At 66.5% G+C, this 19,873-nt stretch carries 17 protein-coding genes; 9 read left to right on the top strand and 8 right to left on the bottom strand.

All coding sequences use genetic code 11. The annotated features are described in order from the left end of the window. The first annotated feature begins 32 nt into the window (after positions 1-32). From DB30_RS13630 to DB30_RS13615, 4 genes are all read left to right on the top strand, one after another. A complete protein-coding gene (locus DB30_RS13630; RefSeq protein WP_052548860.1) occupies positions 33-1,640 on the top strand; it encodes a hypothetical protein in 1,608 nt (535 codons plus the stop codon). Between the two features lie 26 nt (positions 1,641-1,666). Next, positions 1,667-2,353, top strand: a complete 687-nt coding sequence (locus DB30_RS13625) for a DUF4336 domain-containing protein (RefSeq protein ID WP_052548859.1) — start codon at positions 1,667-1,669, stop codon at positions 2,351-2,353. Between the two features lie 37 nt (positions 2,354-2,390). Further along, entirely contained in the window at positions 2,391-2,672 is a 282-nt protein-coding gene (locus DB30_RS13620; protein ID WP_052548858.1) for a hypothetical protein, read from the top strand. A gap of 165 nt (positions 2,673-2,837) precedes the next feature. Then, positions 2,838-3,833 carry a hypothetical protein gene (locus DB30_RS13615; RefSeq protein ID WP_146658748.1) on the top strand — a complete coding sequence of 332 codons (996 nt, stop codon included), beginning with the start codon at positions 2,838-2,840 and terminating at the stop codon, positions 3,831-3,833. 304 nt (positions 3,834-4,137) lie between these two features. On the opposite strand, the gene DB30_RS13610 is transcribed toward DB30_RS13615, so the two are convergent. The 3 genes from DB30_RS13610 to DB30_RS13600 form a co-directional block, all read right to left on the bottom strand. Continuing rightward, a complete protein-coding gene (locus tag DB30_RS13610; protein WP_052548856.1) occupies positions 4,138-5,925 on the bottom strand; it encodes an RCC1 domain-containing protein in 1,788 nt (595 codons plus the stop codon). A gap of 159 nt (positions 5,926-6,084) precedes the next feature. Continuing rightward, positions 6,085-6,846 (bottom strand): SDR family NAD(P)-dependent oxidoreductase, encoded by a 762-nt coding sequence (locus DB30_RS13605; RefSeq protein WP_052548855.1) that lies wholly within the window; start codon positions 6,844-6,846, stop codon positions 6,085-6,087. A gap of 6 nt (positions 6,847-6,852) precedes the next feature. Continuing rightward, positions 6,853-7,524, bottom strand: a complete 672-nt coding sequence (locus tag DB30_RS13600; RefSeq protein WP_052548854.1) for a 2-hydroxychromene-2-carboxylate isomerase — start codon at positions 7,522-7,524, stop codon at positions 6,853-6,855. A 230-nt stretch (positions 7,525-7,754) separates the two neighbouring features. Between DB30_RS13600 and DB30_RS13595 the strand changes: the two genes are divergently transcribed. Continuing rightward, positions 7,755-10,076, top strand: coding sequence for a radical SAM protein (locus DB30_RS13595; protein ID WP_052548853.1), 2,322 nt, complete (start codon positions 7,755-7,757; stop codon positions 10,074-10,076). 15 nt (positions 10,077-10,091) lie between these two features. On the opposite strand, the gene DB30_RS13590 is transcribed toward DB30_RS13595, so the two are convergent. The 5 genes from DB30_RS13590 to DB30_RS13570 form a co-directional block, all read right to left on the bottom strand. Then, positions 10,092-10,997, bottom strand: a complete 906-nt coding sequence (locus DB30_RS13590) for a hypothetical protein (protein WP_052548852.1) — start codon at positions 10,995-10,997, stop codon at positions 10,092-10,094. Further along, a complete protein-coding gene (locus DB30_RS13585) occupies positions 10,990-12,324 on the bottom strand; it encodes an AAA family ATPase (protein ID WP_052548851.1) in 1,335 nt (444 codons plus the stop codon). Before DB30_RS13585 ends, DB30_RS13590 begins: the two co-directional genes overlap by 8 nt. Before the next feature lie 70 nt (positions 12,325-12,394). After that, a complete protein-coding gene (locus tag DB30_RS13580) occupies positions 12,395-12,754 on the bottom strand; it encodes a hypothetical protein (protein ID WP_146658742.1) in 360 nt (119 codons plus the stop codon). 9 nt (positions 12,755-12,763) lie between these two features. Further along, positions 12,764-13,183: a hypothetical protein gene (locus DB30_RS13575; protein ID WP_146658740.1), complete on the bottom strand. Its 420-nt coding sequence runs from the start codon at positions 13,181-13,183 to the stop codon at positions 12,764-12,766. A 41-nt stretch (positions 13,184-13,224) separates the two neighbouring features. Then, entirely contained in the window at positions 13,225-14,544 is a 1,320-nt protein-coding gene (locus DB30_RS13570) for a pyridoxal phosphate-dependent aminotransferase (protein ID WP_052548848.1), read from the bottom strand. 91 nt (positions 14,545-14,635) lie between these two features. Between DB30_RS13570 and DB30_RS13565 the strand changes: the two genes are divergently transcribed. The 4 genes from DB30_RS13565 (at position 14,636) to DB30_RS13550 (ending at position 19,867) form a co-directional block, all read left to right on the top strand. Beyond that, complete coding sequence (locus tag DB30_RS13565) at positions 14,636-15,805, top strand: pyridoxal phosphate-dependent aminotransferase (protein ID WP_052548847.1); 1,170 nt, start codon at positions 14,636-14,638, stop codon at positions 15,803-15,805. Positions 15,806-15,834: 29 nt separating this feature from the next. Then, a complete protein-coding gene (locus DB30_RS13560) occupies positions 15,835-16,608 on the top strand; it encodes a carbon-nitrogen family hydrolase (RefSeq protein ID WP_052548846.1) in 774 nt (257 codons plus the stop codon). 102 nt (positions 16,609-16,710) lie between these two features. After that, complete coding sequence (locus DB30_RS13555; RefSeq protein ID WP_052548845.1) at positions 16,711-18,255, top strand: hypothetical protein; 1,545 nt, start codon at positions 16,711-16,713, stop codon at positions 18,253-18,255. 61 nt (positions 18,256-18,316) lie between these two features. Continuing rightward, complete coding sequence (locus DB30_RS13550) at positions 18,317-19,867, top strand: hypothetical protein (RefSeq protein ID WP_052548844.1); 1,551 nt, start codon at positions 18,317-18,319, stop codon at positions 19,865-19,867. Positions 19,868-19,873: the final 6 nt, after the last annotated feature.

Here is a 19,873-nt window from a genome sequence, read left to right as displayed (position 1 = left end):
GGTCCGCGCGCCCGGCCGCGCGGATCATCGCCATGACACCCACGCGTTCGTCGACCACCGCGCCCCTCGTCGTCAGCCTCTTGCTGGCCGTCAGCCTCGCCCAGCTCGGCTGCGGCGAGGAGCCCTCCCCCGGCGAGACCCTCGCCGGGACCGGCAGCGACACCGGCACCGACACCGCTACAAACACCAGCGCGGACACCGACACCGGTACGGACACCGGCGGCGAGGAGCTCGAGACCGCGGTGATCACCCACCGCTTTGGCGAGTATACCCTCGACCCCTTCGAAGAGGTGCAGCCTTGCGTGCAGTGGACCGTTGACAACGACGACCCGATCTACCTGCAAGCGGTCACGCTCAGCAACCTTGGCTATTTTCACCACTCGAATTGGTTTGTCGTCCCCGAGAGCCTGTTCGCCGGGCCCGACGGCTACTTCAAGTGTAGCGATCGCAATTTTGACGAGCTCGGGGCCGCGTCGGTCGGCACCGTGGTGTTTGCCCAGTCCACGCAGTCGTTCGTGGAGGAGCAGCGCACCGGCCCCGGCGCGGTGATCAAGCTGCCGGCCCGCTACAAGGTGATCGGCAGCACCCACATGCTCAACGTTGGCCCGGCCGCGATCAGCACCGACCTGTTCATGAGCTTCGAGCTGATCCACCCGCGCGACGTCGACATCGTGCTCGCGCCGTTTCGGCTGACCTACTACGACCTCGACATCCCGGCGAACGCCAAGAGCCACTTCACGGGTATCTGTGACGACTTTGCAAGCGACTATGAAGCCCTGACCGGCGGGCCGCTGGATCTCAAGCTGCACTACGTCCTGCCCCATTACCACTATCTGGGCGACTACTTCGATCTCACCGTGCTCGGCGGCCCGCTCAACGGCACCAGCGTGCACTCGCTGAACGGATTCAACGGCGAGGCCAACGGCAAGACCTTTGATCCGCCCCTGGATCTGGCTGGCGCGACGGGCCTGAAGTTCACCTGCGGCTACGACAATTGGCGCGACGTCAACGTTGGCTGGGGGATCGGCGACCAAGAGATGTGCGTGATGCTTGGGCTCGCCGAGACCGAGATCTTGATGGACATCACCGTCAACGGCGGCAGCATGGCGGTCGGCCAGACCGACGGCGTGCTCGAGTACGAGGCCGCCTGTAATTTCTTTGGGATCCCCAAGGACATTCAGCAGACGCTGCCCACCGCGAGCGAGCGCAACGGACCGTTCAACGTGCCACCCAGCGGCGACGAGGGCGTCCCGCCGGTGCCCGCGTGCGTCGACCACAACCCCAACGTGCAGCCCAGCCTCGCGCCAACCCTGGCCAACGTCGAAGCCGCGGTGTTCCAGCCCTCGTGCATGTTCAACGCGTGCCACGGCAGCTCCGGCCAGGCCGCCGGGCTCGACTTGCAGAGCCCAAACTTGCTGGCAGAGCTGCTTGGGCACCAGGTGCAGGGCAACCCGGGCGCGAGCCTGGTCGAGCCCGGCGACCCGGACAGCTCGTGGCTCTACCAGGTGATGTCCAGCTGCGAGCCACAGGGTGACGGCGGCGGCATCGTGGCGCACATGCCCCGCAACGCGCCGGTGCTGCTCAACGATGACGCGGTGGCGCTGGTCCGCGAGTGGATCGCCGCGGGTGCGATGCCCTGAGTGTCCCCGCTATACTGCTTCCAGCAATGACGCTTCAGCAATTTGCCGACGAGCTGTGGCTCGTGAACGGGGACCGCATCCACATGCTGGGGATCCCCTTCGACACGCGCATGTGTGTGGTTCGCCTGGCCGACGGCGGGATCTGGCTGCACTCCCCGGTTGCGATCAGCGTGGAGTTGATCGTCGCGGTCGAGTCGCTTGGGCCGGTTCGGCACATTGTCGCGCCCAACAAGTTTCATCACCTGTTCGCGCGCGAGTGGATTGACGCGTTTCCCTACGCAACCGCGTGGGCCGGGCCAGGGCTGATCGAGCGGGTTCAGACTCGGTTTGATCAAGAGCTGGGTGACCAAGCCGAGGCGTGTTGGGGCCAGGACATTGACCAGCTGATCTTTGGCGGGTCGAGGATCCTCAACGAGGCGGTGTTCTTTCACCGGCAGTCGCGAACGTTGATCCTCACGGATATTTTTCAGAACCACGCGCCAGAGGCGGACAATTGGATCTGGCGGAATTTGAAGCGGCTCAATGGGATCGGCGGGCCCGATGGCGGGGCGCCTCGTGACTGGCGACTGTCGGTGCGCGACCGCGAGACGGCGCGGGCGGCGAGGGATCGGATGTTGAGTTGGGACTTTGACCGCGTGGTGATCTCGCATGGGCTCTGCATCCAGACCGGTGCGCGGGCGCAGATCGAGCGGGCGTTTGCTTGGCTTGGTTAGTGGGTGATGTAGGACAACCTTGGTTCGTGGGTGATGTATGACGAAGGATGACCCTTATCTTGTTCTGGCAGACGCACTGGTTGGCGCGCTGGAGTCCGCTCGCGGCGATGCGAGCGAAGAACGAGCCGCGATCCAGGCGGCGATCGATGGGTACCTGGCGATCGCGGGCGGTGGTGATCCGGCCGAGTTGATGGTTGCGGAGTATTTTTGTCAGGAGGGCCGCGCGACCCAGCCGCCCGCGCTCGAGCGGGTGCGCGGCGCTGGCGAAGACGACTTGTTTCGGTGGAGCGAGTTGATGGCGGAGCTCGCTGGCTACTGAGCCACCGGAACCAGGACCGACAGTCTTCATTTTGATCTTTCGATCACCGGAACCAGGACCGACAGTCTTCATTTTGATCTTTCGATCACAGCACGGCCAACTGGCCTGCCTCCAGGCCACGCAAAAAAACCAGCAAGCCAGCCGAACGCGGGCCGACAAGCTCGCGTGGCCATCTCCTCCGCCCGTAAAAACGCCAGCGCTGACCGCCGTGCCGCCAACCGTGCCCGCGCCGAGAACCGGCCCCATGCGCGGGTTCGCGCGCGCCCGATCCTTCCCAACGGCCGCTACAAGGTCACCAGGCGGTGTCTCGAGCGCCGCTTGTTCCTCGCCCCTGGCCGCGATCCGGCGGAGATCAACAACTTCATTGGCTACTGTCTCGCGTACACGGCGGAGAAGTACGGCGTTCAGATCCACGCCGCCGTCATGATGTCGAATCACTACCACGTCGACCTCACGGATCCGCGCGCGGACCTCGTGGAGTGGAAGCGGCTGTTCAACAGCCTGACGGCCCGCGGGTTCAACGTTCGACGTGGTCGCTTCGACAAGGTGTGGTCCAGTGACGGGCCCTGCGACACCCAGCGGCCGAACGACGACGAGTCCCTGATGGACTTGGTCTACACCATCACGAACCCAGTCGACGCTGGGCTCGTGAAGTGGAGCCGGATGTGGCCGGGGTTCACAACGGCGGACTGGCGATTCGGGGAGACGCGGACCTTCAAACGGCCCGAGGGGCTATTTGATCCCAACGGCGAGATGCCCGAGACGGCGTCGTTGACCTTGGCGCGCCCGCCGATCTTTCTCGAGCTGGACGACGACGCGCTCTACGAGAAGCTCACCGCGGCGGTACGCGCCAAGGAGCTGTCGATTCAGGATGAGTTTCGTGCCAAAGGGCGCCGGTTCATGGGGTTGCGAAAGCTCGCTCGGCAAGACTGGAACCGACCCGCGGTGAGCTACGAGGAGCGCTTCACCGTCACCCCGAAGGTCGCCGCGTCGTCGAAGTGGCATCGCCTAGCGCAGCTGCAACGAAACAGGGACTGGGAGCGCGAGTACGCGGAAGCGCGGGCGTTGTGGCGAGATGGGAAACCGGCGGTGTTTCCGGCTGGGACGTACTGGTTGTTTAGGTTCGCGGGGGTCACCGTGGCCCAGCGTCCGCTGTCTTGAGGCTGTGACATTGGTTGTGGCGGGGTTGCTCGAGGCGATCCCGCGGGTCGCTAATTGTGTCGAGGCTACGGGTTGCTGTTCGGGCGGGCGCATGGCCACACAATTGACTCATCAAGGCCGAGAATGGGCGTGAATTAGCGACTCGCCCGTGCTCGATGAGCGGCTCGGCCACCGCGCCCGTCGGCGTTCCTACAAAGACTCCCGGTCCGGAATTTCGAGCGGGTTTTGATGGCGACCGGAACCACGTCCCACAACAACGCCGAGGCCCACCGGGCCTCGGCGTAGCCCAACCCCCACCAACAGCTCACTCAGGCTTCGGAGGAATCGCCGCAGCGAACTTCCCCTTCAACGCATGCCCATCCTTATCATGGCTGAGGTCAATCTCCCCACAAACCCAATTCTCATCAAGATGCGTCACCCGAATCTCCCCCTGATTAAAGAACCGCTGCTTATGATTATCGTAGATCCCCGCAGCATTCGTAGCCCGGTAGTTCGACAACAACCCAGTCTTATACGGCTCCTCCATGTCAGCCGGCTTCTGCACCGGCTTCTCCTTCCCGTCCTCCCCGACCTCGATCACCCACTTCTCGAGCCCAAACTTAATCCGCGCCTGTCCCCCCCGCGGCATCGTCCACTGATTCTTCTCGTCCTTATCGAAGTTCGAGAACTCCAGCGCGTACCCAAGGTTCTGCCAGGCCCACTTCGCCTCGATGTTGCGCACCACAAACGGGAACGGCTTACCGGACACGGTCGCCGTCAGCTCCACCTTGCTCGGGCACCCCTCGGGCACCCCAGCGAGCTCGGCGACCTTGCCGTCGGTCGGCAGCGCGGTCGGACGATCGGCGTCGGCTTGCGGCGTCAGCTTCTCGGCCCCCACTTGCGGCGCCACGACCGGCTCGAAGCGATCGGTGAGCGAGCCGTCGCCCAGCTGACCGCGGCCGTTCTTGCCCCAACACTTGACGCTGTTGTCCTCGAGCAGCGCGCACGCGTGGTGAACCCCCACGGCGACCTGGACCGCGCCTGTCAGCCCCTTGACCGGCGCAGCCTTCTTCTTGCGATCGTCCTGGGTGCCGTCGCCAAGCTGGCCGTAGCTGTTCGGGCCCCAGCACACCACCGTCTTGTCGGTCTTGACGCCACACACGAAGCCCTGGGCGTCGAGCTGGGTGATGTCGGTCGCGCCCTCGACCGGGCCCGGCGTGTTGCCAAAGTCCTGGCCCCAACACACCACGGTCCCGTCTTTCTTCAGGGCGCAGTTGGTGTTGGTAGCGACCGCGAGCTGGGTCGCGTCGGCGAGGCCCGTCACCGGGACCGGGGCGTTGGTGTTGGTCGACGTGCCGTTGCCCAGCTGCCCGCTCGAGGCGTAGCCCCAGCAAGACACCGTGCCGTCGGCCTTCATCCCGCAGCAGTGGTTTTGCCCGCAGCCAACGTCGGCGGCGTTGGTGAAGTCCTTGACCGGCGTCGGGGTCTTCAGATCCGAGCCGTCCGTGCCGACCCCGCCCACGCCGAACGCGTTCGAGCCCCAGCACTTCGCGGTCTTGTCGGGGAACACACCGCAGGCGTGCCCGCTCGCGGCCGCGTACTCGACCAGGTTCGCGAGCGCGGCGTTGGCCATTGGCGTGGGTTGGTTCTTGTACTCGCCGTCGCCAAACACCAGCCCGTTGTGGCCCCAGCACATCATGCTGCCGTCTTCCTTCTGCGCGCAGCTGGTGTCGGTGTAGCCGTCGGAGTGCCCACCGCCCCACGAGTACGAGGCGGTCGACCACAGCTTCTTGGCCCCGCTCACGCCCACCACTTCGACGGGCGTGTAGCTCTCGAGCAAGTCGTCGGCCTCTTTACCAACGCCGAGCTGGCCCTCGATGTTGGCGCCCCAGCAGCGCACGGTTCCGTCCTCCATCAGCGCGCAAGTCGACAGCGCGCCGGCTTGGATCGAGACGATCTTCTTGGTTGGGGTATTGGCGTCGGGCGTCGCCGCGCCGTCTTTCGTGCCGCCTTCCTTTTTGTCACCAGACTCACCCGCGGCGGGGTCATCGGACTTGCAGGCGAAAGACCCGAGCGCGAGCAGGGCGAGGAGAGTGATTCGGGGTCGTTGCATCGGGCGACCATACACAGATTTGTCGATAGTTTGCGGGGTGTTTCATCACACTCGACCCACTCCCAAGGTGGGGCCCAAGCCAATCGCGACGTTCGTGCCCGCCAAAAAACCTCACCCCTCTGCGCATAAATTAAGGGCCCGACACGTGCGAAAACCCAGTCACCGCCCCGAGAGAAAGCCGAGCCGCTGAAACAGTGACTCGGGGACCACCCGAACGATCGCCATGATCAGCCACCAAAACCTCGGTACGTAGGTCACGTGACGGCGCCGCTCGAGCGCGCGGACGATGGTTCGGGCCACTGCACGCTTTTCGGCGAACAGAGCATTCTTTGCGTGGTTGGCGGTCATGGGGGTGTCGACCGGGCCAAGCTTGATGTTGTGGACAACCACGCCGCGCGGCCGCAGGCGACTGCGCTGGCCCTCGAGGTAGCGGCTCAGCCCGCCCTTGGCCGCGCCGTAGGTGAAGTTGCGTGGCCGCCCGCGCTCGCCCGCGACCGAGGTGATCGCGGCGAGGTGCCCTGCCCCCTGCGCTTCAAAGTGGTTGGCCAGCGGGATCAGCAGCGAGATCGGACTGGCCAGGTTGGTGGAGAGGATCTTCAGGGCCTCGTCCAGCGAAGACTCCGAGCGCTGTTGGTCGCCAAGATAGCCGTGGGCGATCAGGGCGACGTCGATCGAGCCTAGCACCTGAATCGCCGCAGCGACCCGCTCGCCGTTGCGCTCGAGCTCGTCGAGATCCCCGCTCGCGTGACCGCGCAGATCCGCGCCTCGCTCCTCGAGTTCCACGACCAACTCACGCAGGCGCTCGGCGTCACGGGCGAGCAGGTACAGGGCGTGGCCTTGGCTCGCGTAGATTCGCGCGACCTCACTGGCGATCGCCGAGGTCGCGCCGATGATCAGGATCTTGCGTAGCTTGCCAGCCATGCCACCTCAGCGCTTGGCGGTGCGCGACGCCGACGCGGGCAGATCCGCCCATTGCTGCAGCGCCTCGGGATCCAGCGGGTCCTCGCCGTCGAGGAAGCGCGCGAGATCATCGAGGCTGTCCTCGCCCCAAAACAGCTCGCCGTCGACGATCATCGCGGGAATGCCAAACACCCCGGCTTTGACCCCAGCTTGGGTCTGGGTGACGAGCGCCTGCTTGTGCGCGGCCGTGGTCGCGGCGGCCTGTAACGCCTGGGCGTCAAACCCCGCCTCGCGCAGCAGCTGGCCAACGACCTGCGGATCGCTGATCCCCGGACCGCCACCCCAGACCGCAGCAAACAGAGCGTCGATCAGCGCGCGCCGACGCGGCGTCGGCAAGTCTTGCCGCTCCAGCGCCGCGAGCCGAAGCCCCAGCAGCGGGTTGAAGGGGTGGCTTGGCGGCGGGGTCATGGGCACACCAAGCGCGGCCGCCCGCCGACTGACCTGCTTGAACGCGTAGATCCGCTTGGGTGCGATCTCGGCTGGCCCGAGCTGCCCCCAGTGATTGAGCAGGCTGGCGAACAACACCGGCCGGTACACCACAGCCCGGCCACGAGCCTCGACGATCCCATGAATGCGCTGCCACGCGAGGTAGGCGTAAGGCGAGATGAAATCGAACCAGAACTCGACGGGCGCGCTCACGAACGTGGTTGTTTCATGATCTGGCTTCCGACGCCACGTGAAAACAGCAAGAATTGCCGCGGGAACCCGGTCCATCCAGCCGATCTGACGCACCGATCAGGTTTGACACGCCCACGGGCGCGCGATACGCTCACCCGGTCAAATAGCACACTCGCCCGAGCTTCAATGTCATGACGTCATGTCATTGACCCGAAGCACGGGCGATGCGTCGCACAGCTGTCAGTTTTGCCATGCTCAGCACCGATGCCAGCCTCCACTTCGTGCTCGATGTCGCGTCGCGCTGCAACCTCAACTGTTCCTATTGCCATGTATACAACAAGGGCGACAACACCTGGAAATCTCGGCCTGCGCTGATGACAAATGAGGTGTTTCGCGCCGCGCTCGCCCGGATTCGCGCCCACTGCATGGCGTCGGGCCAAGCCTCGGTGTCGATCACCTTTGACGGCGGTGAGCCCTGCCTCGCGGGGCCCGTGCAGTTCAACCACTGGTGCGCCGAGATCCATGACGCGCTCGAGGGCATCGTTGACGTGGAGCTGTGCCTGCAGACCAACGGCACCCTCATCGACGAGCGATGGGTCGGCTTGCTGGCCCGTCACCACGTCAGCGTTGGCGTGAGCCTAGACGGCCAGCAGCCGCTCCACGACCGCTATCGGGTCGATCGGGCCGGCCGCGGCTCCTACGATCGGGTGATGCATGGTCTGCAGCTGCTGCGTGAGGCAAACGTTCCGCTGCAGCTGCTCTCGGTGATTCAGTTTGGGGCCGACCCGATCGCCACCCATCGCCACTTCATCAAGCTGGGCGCGACGACCATCAACTACCTGCTTCCGCAGTTCGACCATGACACAATTGGCCCCGTTCGAGCGCTGCACGGCCCGACGCCGTGTGCCGACTATATGATCCCGGTCTTCGACGAATGGTGGAAATCGGGCCCGCTGGCGACCAAGATCGGCCTGCTTGGCCAGATGACCCGCGTGATTCTGGGTGGCGAGAGCGAGGTCGCCGCGATCGGCAATCAACCGTTGCGCGCGGTGTCGGTCGGCACCAACGGCGAGATCGAGGTCCTCCACGTATTGCGCAGCCGCGCCCCGGCCATCGCTCGCACGACACTCAACGTGCTACATCATCAGTTTGCCGAGGTCGCGGAGGTCAGCAATCTACACCGCGAGATCGTGTTCGATGGTCTGCCGCTGCCAACCGGCTGCATCGGGTGCCCCGAACAGTCAACCTGCAGCGGCGGGGATCTGGCCCATCGCTACTCGAGAGCAAAGGGCGTCGACAACCCAAGCGTCTGGTGTGCTGACTTGTTGCGCCTGTTCGCCCACATGCGCGCGAAGCTTGGCGTTGATCAACGGGCGACGATGCTGCGCCGGGCCGCGCTGCGCAGTACAACCAACGACGTGGACGCCTCGGGGCTGGTCGAGCAGCTCACCTGGTCGCGCGGCTCCGCCGGGGCGCAGCGCGTTCACCAGCAATACCGGGATCGTCTGTTCGCCGCGCTCGAGGGCGTGCTCGAGCAGCTCCGTCAGGTCCACGAGCTCGCCGCGGCGCGCCTCGTCGACGTGCTCGACGCCCTGACCGAGCCCGAGGTCGAGCGGATCCTGACGGCCCCAGAGGTCAGCCGTCGGCTGCTTGGTGGCCGGGACCATGCGCTGCTCGAGGTCGCCGGATTCATCTCGCGGGCCGCGATCGCCGAGGCTGGCCGCGCGGGCGCGAAGGTCGAGGTCGACCGCCCCACCTGGACGGCGCTTGGCGACATGTGTCTATTTCCCGGCGGCGAGGTGTGGGGCTACGCCGCGCTGCCGTGCGGCCTCCCTGTCGACTTGGGCAGTCCGCACACCGCCAACGTCCAATTTGGCAGCGCAGACACGCGCCGGGGCGAGGTTCGTGAGCGCTTCAACGACGCGGAGATCCGGCGTCTCTATGCAACGCTGGCGGCGGCGCTAGACGGCATCGCCACCACCCACGCCCCGCTGTTCGAGTTTGTCGGCCGCTTCAACAAGGTCCTGATCTGTCAAAAGGACCCCGCTGCTCCCACGCAATTTTCATCGGGGTCGTCCGGCCAATACATTGGTCGCTCGTGCATCACCAATCCCCACCAGGCCGGCGTCGATGAGGCGGACTTGGCCGAGGCCCTGGTCCGCGAGGCGATCCACGGGCTGCTCTACATGGATGAACAACTCCGCCCATGGATGATTGCGAGCGCGAGCGCGAGCGCCCCCGACTCGACCTCGCCCGGGTTGATCTCCCCCTGGACCGGGGAGCGCGTGACGGTCCGGGCCTACGTTCACGCCTGCTTCGTGTCGTTTGGGCTCGCCCACTTCTGGGCGCTGACCCTAGCCAAGAGCTCGTTCGCCCCGACGCGGGCGCGTCAACGCCTGAGCAGGTGCGTGTCGGGCTTCACCAGGGGTGGGCTGCTGGATCGGCTCGAGCCCCACGCGGATGGGATTCGTCCGGATCTGCGGGGCGCGATCGAAGCGATGCAAGCAAAGATCTGCAGGATCCTGGCCGAGACCCAGTCGCCCGATCGCGTCACCCCTGGCAGCACGCCGTGAACGGGTGATGTCGGGTCATTGCCGACGCTTCGAGATCGCGGCCTCGACACCCAGCGCCTCGACCTCGCCTTTCAGACTACCGGCCCGGCGCGCGAGCCCAACCGCGCGCGACGCCATGGCCAGCGCGCCCTCGTCGTCGCCCCAATGCTCGAGCGCGATCGCTAGACGGGTGGCTTGGGCGGCAGCGCGGGCGGGCTCCCCCGCCCGCTCGAGTTCGTTGCTCGCTCGCTCTAGCCACGCCTGGGTCTGCTCCTGCTCGCCCAGCGAAGCGAACAACCCAGCGACGCTGGCCGCGAGCTCACCACGGGCGAGCAGCTCGGATGTACGCCCATGGAGCGCCGCGAGTCGGTGAGCTTGTTCGAGCACAGCCGACTCCGCGCCGGGCTCGACGCGGGTCATCCACCCTGGCCAGTCACCGATCCGCCCTTGCTCGACCAGGGTCGGGCGACTCGGAAACTTCGCGCTGGTCAGCATCACCTCGCTCAGGTCGCGCAGCAGCTCGGCGTACGCGGCATAGGCCGGCTCCGCGACCCACAGCACGACCCGCGCGTCGAGCAGCTCGGGCAGACGATCACGGCGCTGGTTCAAGTTCGAGAGCGAGGGCGCCCTGCTCAATTCGCCGCGTGCGTCGAGTAGCACCCGCTCGAGCCCGGCGACAAACAGGCCGTCGAGTCGCTGGTCCCCGCCGCCGATCGCAGCTGCGAACTTGCTGACGAGGTCCACCTGTTGGTCCGCCCGCGACAGCTCGACCGTGGCGATATAGCAGCCGCTCGACGCCGCCTCGACGATCAGTCGCTCACGGACCGCCTCTGCGATCCGCAAGTCACCGTAGCGCGCGAGCGCGAGCCCAAACCGCGGACCGGGCCGGGTCATGAAGCGCAGGAGTCTGCGAAGCTCGGACTCTGGGTCGAGCTCACTCACTGGCATCGACCTCGAGCTGGGCGCGAGCGAAACCCGGGTCGTTGCGCACCACCGGATGTAGGTCCCACCACGGCTCGCCGTCGTAAAACAACACACACGAATGCAAGAGCATGTGGGCATCGGCAGCCGAGTTCTGGATCGCGTGGGTGCGGTGGATCGGCACCGCCCGACGCCAGTCTTCGGCGGTCATCAACGGGGTCCGGTGGCCGCTCAACCACCGCCCCGCAGCCTCGATGTGCTCGAGCTCCACCTTGCGCGGCTCGGCCAGCTCCGTCGCCCGCCGGGCCAGTCGCAGCAAATCACGAATGTGTCCGCCCGACGTGGCCGCCAGCAGCGTGAGCGCGCGATCGGGCTCGGCGAACACGTCGTCGAGCACGACGCGAGCCTCGAGCAAGCGTCGGATCGCACGCGCGGCCTCGGGCCGGACGAGATCGACGGGGTCGCCCTTGAATCGGACCGGTAGCGAGGGGATGTTGACGACGTCGTACGCTTGGCTGGCCGCGACGTGGGTAGGCGCGTAGTCGTCGGCGGGATGCAGGAACAACACCATGTGAACCCGCAGCCCGCGAAGCTCTTGCGCGGGGGCGAGGACCGCCTTGGCGACCATGTCTCGATCGATGAGCTTCTCGAGGTTGTCAAACACGACGCACAGCTGCTGGCTGCGACCCGCCAGGGCCGCGTGGGCTCCGTCGAGCAGGATGTTGACCCGACGTATCAGCTCGTTGACGTCTCGCACCGCGTGCTGCCGGATCACCTTGCGGTATTCGTTGTCGGTCTTGAGTGAGGCCGCAAATCGCCCCGAGAACTTGGCCAGGAGCGGAAGGTCGACACCAGCCTGAGCGCCCGTGCCGATGCTCGCCTCGATCTGCGTTGCGTAGGTGCGCGTGAGCAGCTCGTCTGCGAACCAGTGATAGGTGGCATCGACGATCGCGGCGTCGAGCGCGATCCCCTGATCAGAGAGCACCGAGATGACTTCGCGCGCGACGACGAGGATCAGATCAGGCAGCAGCAGATCGCCCTGGTCGAAGGCCGTCAGCGCATCGATGTACACAGGCATGATCCCCAGCGGCCGCAGGTCTGCCATGGCCTTGCGGAGCAGCGTGGTCTTGCCCATGCCCTGATGACCAATGACCGCGAACTTGACCGAGCCACGCTTGCGAGCGGGGTCATTGAAGTAGCGGTGCACCGGGGCAGCAACGCCAAAGTGCTCGCGCGGCAGATCTTTCTCGATGTCCGCAAAGCGCGGATCGTCGGGCACGACCACGGCGAACGGGTCGAAGGCCCAAAAGGCCTCCGTCGAGCTGCGAGCGCGGGCGAAGTCGTCCACGGACGGATCGTACCCCAGACGTGCCAGCCAGGCGAACGCTCGTGTTGCGGCCGCGCTCCGCTCAGCCGCGCTACAGCCCCGCCGCGATCGCTTGGATCTCCGCGAGCAGCTGCTCGCCAGTAATGTTCTCGTTCCCGCTCGTGGTCCCGTGGTTGGTCGAGTACACGATCGTCATGGTCTCGCGCACGACCACGATGTCGAACCCGCGGGCCTTGCTAAACGGTGAGTTGTCGAAGGTGCCCGGGACCGGCATGGTCTCGGCGTCGCCGACACACCAGCCCAGGCTGCTGCCTTGTGCGTCCACGAAGTTGCGGCACCCCTCGGGGGTCCCCGGCTGCAAGAAGCTGTCTTGCTCGAGCACCCAGATGATCTGCGCGCCCGCGTCCAGGATCTGCTGCTCGACTTGCACGACCGAACTGGCGTGCTGCACACAAGCCGGTCACCAAGCGGGTATGGATATGAACACCAGCAGCTCGTGGGGGCTCCAGTCGATGATCGCGTCGGTGTTACAGGGGACGTCGAGCAGGGCCAGCGGTGTGGTCGTGCCGTCGCCGTGGATCGCCGCGGGCCACGAGTAGGGCGTGATGACCTCGTCGACCGCCATGGGCTCGACGGCGCCCAGCGGGTAGCTGCAGTCTGCGTCTCCGTCACCGTCACCGTCCCCGGTGTCGCCGTCGCCGTCGCCGGTCTGGGGGTCACCGTCTCCGTCGCCAGGATCGCCATCGCCATCTCCGGGGTCGCCGTCGCCGTCGCCCTCGCCGGTCGCGTCGGTCCCGAGCCCTGCCTCGTCCGGGGCGCCGTCGACACACGCCGCGAGCAAGACCAGCGAACACGACAGGATCAAGGCAGGACTGCGCACGGGTGGATGATATCAGCCCCCCGCGCTCCGAGCCGCCACCGCTACTTCAAGGCCCGCAGCGCGGCCGCGACCCGCGGCAGGGCATCGGCGATCTCTTGCTCGCTGACTGCCCCCACGCTGAGCCGAAACCACCCCTGCCCTGCGTCGCCGGTGCCAAACGCCTGAAACGGCACTACCGCCACGCGCGCGGCGTCGAGCAGGTACTTGCGGACGTCCTCGTTGTTCTCGAGCGGCTTGCCGTTCGGGGTGGACTTGCCAAACGGGTGGACGCGAACCGTCAAGTAGATCGCGCCCATTGGTGAGATCGCATCGACCGCCAGGCCCTCCTCGCGCAGGGCTTGCAGCCCGGTGTAGAGCCGCCGCAGGCGAGCGATGACCCCGGCCTTGAAGTTGGCGTGATAGTCGGCGATCGCGGCCACGTCATCGAGCATCGCTACGGTTGCGAGTTGCTCGGCGCGCGGCGCCCAGGCCCCGACGTGGCCGAGCGTCGACGACATCCGCGTGATCACGTCGACCGGCCCGACCGCCCAGCCAACGCGGACGCCGGTGGCCGCGAACGCCTTGGAGATGCCGTCGACGAACACGGTCCAGCGCGCCATCTCGGGCACCAGCCCCGGCGGGGTGTGGTGCTCGACGCCGTCGAAGGTCAGCATCCAGTAGATGTGATCGAACAACAGGTACAGCGGGCGCTCGCCGGCCCGCTCGCGGCGGTGGTTTTCCTCGACGATCGCCTCGCAGATGCCCAGCAGCGCGTCCTTCTCGAACGCGGTCCCGGTCGGGTTGAGCGGCGAGTTCAGACACAGCAGCCGCGCCTTCGGGAGCACCGCCAGCACGGCCTCGCGGGTTGGCAGGAACGACGACTCGACCCCGCACACGATCGGCAGCGAGGTCGCCCCGAGCATGTGACAGTAGTGGTTGTTGTTCCAGCTTGGCACTGGGTAGGCGACCACGTCGCCAGCGTTGACCAGCGCGCGGTAGGCCGCGTAGATCGACGGGCGCCCGCCACCGGCGATCAGCACCGAGTCTGTGGTGTAGCCAAGCCCGAGCTCGCGGGCATAAAAGCGCGCCACGGACTCGCGCAGCTCCAACAGCCCGTTGCTTGGCGGGTAGTTGGTGTGCCCGGACGCGAGCGCTTGAATGATGCCCTGCTCGAGCGCCTTCGGGATCGGAAATTGGGCCGGATCGAAGTCACCAACCGTCAAGTTGCAGACCTCGACGCCGCCGCGCACGAGCTCGCGAATGTCCGCCGCGATCTTGAGGATCTCGCTACCGACCAGGCCACTCGCCATCGTCGACACGCGCCCCGCCGCTTCGCTGGGTGCCGCTGCAAACTCCTTCAAGTCCCGCACGTCTTGGCTCATGCGACGGACTATGCCGAGAACCAACATTGCTCGCCAGGTAGGTACGCCGCGAATCGTGTTGCGCGCCCCTTTGCGGGTACACTGCCGCGCAATGACCAGCACACGCCTGCCCTGGCTCAGCTCGCGACTGCAAGGCTTCGGGACCACGATCTTCGCGGAGATGACCGGCCTGGCGATCGAACATGGCGCCGTCAACCTCGGCCAAGGGTTCCCCGACTTCGAGGGCCCCGACTTCATCAAGCGCGCGGCGATCGAGGCGATTTCGGCCGGGCACAACCAGTACTGCCGAACCCACGGAATCCCCGAGCTCAACCGAGCGATCGCCGAGCACCAGCAGCGGTTTTGGGGGCTCAGCTACGACCCCGACACCGAGGTCACCGTCTACGCCGGCGCGACCGAGGCGATCTACGCGACCCTCGCCGCGCTGTGCGAGGTCGGCGACGAGGTCATCTTGTTCGAGCCCTACTACGACTCGTACCGGGCCAGCGTTGCGATGGCCGGCGCCCACGAGAAGCTGGTGACCCTGCGCGGGCCCGACTTTTCGTTTGATCCCCAGCAGCTGCGCGCCGCGTTCACGCCCAAGACCCGGGCGATCTTGGTCAACACCCCCCACAACCCCTCGGGCAAGGTCTACTCGCGCGCCGAGCTCGAGCTGATCGCCCAGCTGTGTGTAGAGCACGACGTGCTAGCGATCTCCGACGAGGTCTACGAGCACCTGGTGTTCGACGGCGAGCACGTGCCGCTGGCGTCGCTGCCGGGCATGCGCGAGCGGACCGTGGTCATCTCGTCGGCGGGCAAGACCTTCTCGTTCACCGGCTGGAAGATCGGCCACACCTGCGCGCCCGCCCCGATCACCCGAGCGCTGCGCAGCGCTCACCAGTTCATCACTTTTTGTAACGGCACCCCGTTTCAGCACGCGATGGCCCACGGCTACCGAGCGCCAGACTCGTACTTCGAGCAGTTTCAGGCCGAGTACCGGGCCCGGCGCGACAAGCTGTGCGAGGGCCTGGCCAGCGTTGGCTTCGAGGTCCTGACCCCCGCCGGGACCTACTTCGCGCAGACCGACATTCGCCCGCTGGGCTGGGACGACGACTTCGAGTTTTGTCGCATGCTGCCCAAGCAGATCGGCGTCGCGGCGATCCCAACCTCGGCGTTCTACAGCGACCGCGAGGCCGGCAAGCACCTGGTGCGGTGGGCGTTTTGCAAGACCGACGCGGTCCTCGACGAGGCGCTGGTGCGGCTGAAGAAGCTGCGAAGCTGAGACCGGCTGAGGTATACAAGGCCACCGCCATGCGCATCGCCGCCTTGCAGACACAGATCATCTGGGAGCAACCCGCCGCCAACTTCGAGCGCCTGCTCCCCAAGCTGCGCGAGGCCGCGACCGCCGGGGCGCGGATGATCGTGCTGCCCGAGATGTTCGCGTGCGGGTTCTCGATGAACACCGCGCAGATCGCCGAGCCACCCAACGGACCAAGCGTGAGCTTCTTGCGCGAGCAGGCCGCGAGTCTGGGTGTGTGGATGTGCGGATCCGTCCCGGAGCGGGCGCACGCGGGGGCCGAGCGCCCTGCCAACACGCTGGTCCTGGCCGGGCCCGCGGGTGAGCTGTACCGCTACCGCAAGCGCCACCCCTTCACCTTCGCCAACGAGCACGAGCACTACGAGGCCGGCCGCGAGGCGCTCACGCGGACGATCGAGGGTGTGCGGACGAGCGCCTTCGTTTGCTATGACCTGCGCTTCGCCGACGACTTTTGGGCGCTGGCTGAACGCACGGACCTGTACCTGATCGTCGCCAACTGGCCAGAGAAGCGACGCGAGCACTGGAAGACACTCTTGCGCGCGCGCGCGATCGAGAATCAGGCCTGGGTCGTCGGGCTCAACCGTGTCGGCGAAGGTGGCGGCGTGGTCTACAGCGGTGACAGCATGATCGTCGATCCGTGGGGTGAGGTCGTTGTCGCCGCTAGCCGCGACGAGACCATGCTGCTCGCTGACATCGACGTGGAGCGCGTTCGCGAAGCACGGACCAAGTTCCCCGTGCTCGCTGATCGCCAACCCCCACAGTCGTGACACCCAACCGCTGCGACCGGCATGATTTCGCCCGCGATCCCGCGCAGTACGCGATCCCCAAACGCGAAGAGCTGGGTGGCCGCAAATGCTAAGCTGCGGCGCATGGCTTTGATGGTTCACACCCGCGCAGCGCGGGGGTCGGCGCGACTCGCTGCGCTGCTGGCTCTGCTGAGTTCGAGCTGCCTCGGACCCAACCCGCTGATCGACGCGGGTGGGGACGCCAGCGAGACCCTGACCGATACGGGCGACGGCGACGGTGACCTCGAGACCGGCGACGGCGACGGTGACCTCGAGACCGGCGACGGCGACGGCGACGGCGACGGCGACAGCGAGAATTGCGACAACGCGGCGCTCGATCCCGGCGAGTCCGACGTCGATTGCGGCGGTCCATGTGCACCCTGCGAAGACGGCTTGGCCTGCGTCGAGCCCCAAGACTGCGCCTCGCAGGTATGCGACGACTCGATCTGCGCGACCCCAGCTTGCGACGATCGGATCCACAATGGCGACGAGACCGACGTCGACTGCGGCGGTCCGTGCAAGTTCTGCCAGCACGGCCCACTTCGCAGCGAGCTCGACGACTTCGAGGGCAGCGCGGCCACTCAACCGCACGTCTCGATGTTCGCCAACGGGAGCTTCGCGCTCACCTACAACGGCCCCGCGGTCGCGCAGGCCCGGTGGTTTGACGAGTTCGGTGTGCCAGCCGGCGAAGACGTGGAGATCCACGAGATGATCTCCTTCATCGACGGCAGCCCAATCCGCATGGTCGCGGGCGCCGGACAAGACGCGCCGATCCACGTGCTCGAGTCCGGGCAAGATGCCATGAGCGCCTCGAACGATCTGTTCTTGGTTCGCCGCGACCCCGCCACGGTGCTGAGCAAGTCGCGGGTCAACCCGCTCAACAAGATCGTCAGCGTGGGCGACCTCAGCCTCGACGGCAGCCGCGTGACGATCACCTGGGTCGAAGACAACAAGGTGCTGGTGCGCCGCTGGGACTACGAGGTCGCAGGCGGCAGCTGGATCGACATCACGCCGTTCGCAGCGGAGCCCGAGCCCGGCACCTACAAGGGCAGTCAGCCGGTCCTGGATCGCAACAGCGACGGGATGGTGGTGCTGGGTTGGGTCCGCTGCCAGGTCATGAACGACAGCCTGTGCGACGTGGTCGTGCGTCGATTCGACGCGGGGTGGATTGAGCCTGGGCCGGTCACCGTCTCGACCAACCCCGACTACTACCTCAACCCGCAGGTGGCGATCGCCGATGACGGCCGCGCGGGCGTGGTCTGGACCCGCCTGGACCTGGACAACATGAGCGTCCGGGCGCGCTTGCTCGACGAAGACTTCCTCCCGATCGGTCAGCAGTGGGAGCTGCAAAACCAGCTGGTGGTGGCCACCCGCGCCGACGTGGCCGCGCTGTCCGACGGCAGCTTCGCGTACGCGTGGGCCGACGGCGTGCAAGACCGCGTGCACCTTCGCCGCTACGTTGGCCCCGACGAACCCAAGCTGCCCGATCTCGGCGACGAGGCCCCGTGGCCGGGGGTGATCAACCCCGACACCGTCAGCGTCTCGAGCGTGCCCAACCGCCTGGTCGTGGTCTGGTCGGGGACCGTGGACTCGGTGTCGCAGATCCAAGGCCAAGTGCTCAGCTTTTGACGTGTTGGCCCCCTCGCGGGCCCAGGCTTGAGTACACGAGCGCAGCGGCTAGAGTGTCGTCATGCAGTTGCGAGCGTTTGCGCTGGGAGGACTCTGCTCGGGCTTGGTCTTGGGCTCGGTCGCGTGCCTCGGTCCGAATCCACTGATCACCGCGGGCGAGGCCGGGACCGAGTCCGCGACCAGCGACATCCCGGGCGACGGTGATCCAGGCGACGGCGACCCGGGTGACGGCGACGGCGATCCAGGTGACGGCGATCCAGGCGACGGCGATCCAGGTGACGGCGACGGCGATCCAGACGGCTGCGCCAACGGGATGCTCGATGGTGACGAGACCGACGTCGACTGCGGCGGCAGCTGCGACGCCTGCGAGCCAGGTGGCGCCTGCCTCGACGCCGACGACTGCGACAGCTTCGTGTGTGACGCCGACGTGTGCGCGGCCCCAAGCTGCGTCGACGAGGTCGAGAATGGCGACGAGCTCGAGGCCGACTGCGGCGGCAGCTGCCGGTTCTGCGAGCACTCGCCCTTCGTCGACGAGTTCGACGACTACGACAGCGGCCACGCGCTCGTTCCCAACGTCGCGATGTTCGAGGACCGGGAGTTTGCGCTCGGCTACCTGGCGTTCTCGGCCTCGGAGTTCCGGCTGCGGTGGTTCGACGAGTTCGCCACGCCACTCGGACCGAGCCTGATGGTGACCACCGATCTCATGCAGTCCGTGGCCGCTTCGCAGGGCCTCGTCGCGACCGACGACGTCGACACCCACAACGTCTACGCGGTGCTCAACGGGGAGAACCCCATGAGCAGCAACAGGGACGTGTTCTCGATCCGCCGCGGCCCCAACACGCCGGCCTCGCTCCTGGCGATCTATCAAGGGCCCGCCGTCGTCTCCTACGCCGACATCGCGCTCGACGGCGACATCGCAACCTTCGTCTGGGAGCAAGACGGCGAGATATTCTTGCGGCGCTACGACTACGGGCTCGACCTTCTCGTCGCGCCCGAGATCCGTGCCAACACCGACTTCGCGACGCGACCGGGCAAGCAGCCCGTGGTCGCGCAGCGCAACGGCGTGAGCGTGGTCGCGTGGATCGCCTGCGACGTGAACGACCCCACCGACTGTGACATGGAGCTGCGCAGCAGCGACTCCGGGTGGCTCGAAGATGCGCCAGTGCAGGTCGGTCTCGATCCGCACGCGTACACCTACCCGCAGATTGCGGTCGCCGAGGACAATCGCGTCGCCGTGGTCTGCGGCGGCGGCCCAGCAAACGACAACCAGAACGCGTGGGCTGCCCAGTTCAACGCCGCGCTGGCGCCTGACGGCTCGCCGTGGCTGCTTCAGGGCTCCATGCCAAGTCAGACCCTCGCCGACGTCGCCGCGCTCGAGAGCGGCGACTTTGTGTACGCGTGGTCCGACACCGCGGTCAAACGCATACGCATCCGGCGCTTCATCGGCCCCGACTTACCGCGCGTCACCAACGTCGGGGACGAAGCACCGTGGGCGGCCATGAACAATCCTGGTTGGGTGCGGCTCGCTACGACCGCCAATATTCTGGCCGTCGTGTGGGCCAACACCGTCGACAACTTTTCCGAGATCCAAGGTCAAGTCCTCAGCTACTAAGAGCCC

The organism is Enhygromyxa salina (assembly GCF_000737335.2).
Taxonomy (GTDB): Bacteria; Myxococcota_A; Polyangia; order Nannocystales; family Nannocystaceae; genus Plesiocystis; species Plesiocystis salina_C.
This window is presented reverse-complemented; position numbering and strand designations above follow the sequence as displayed.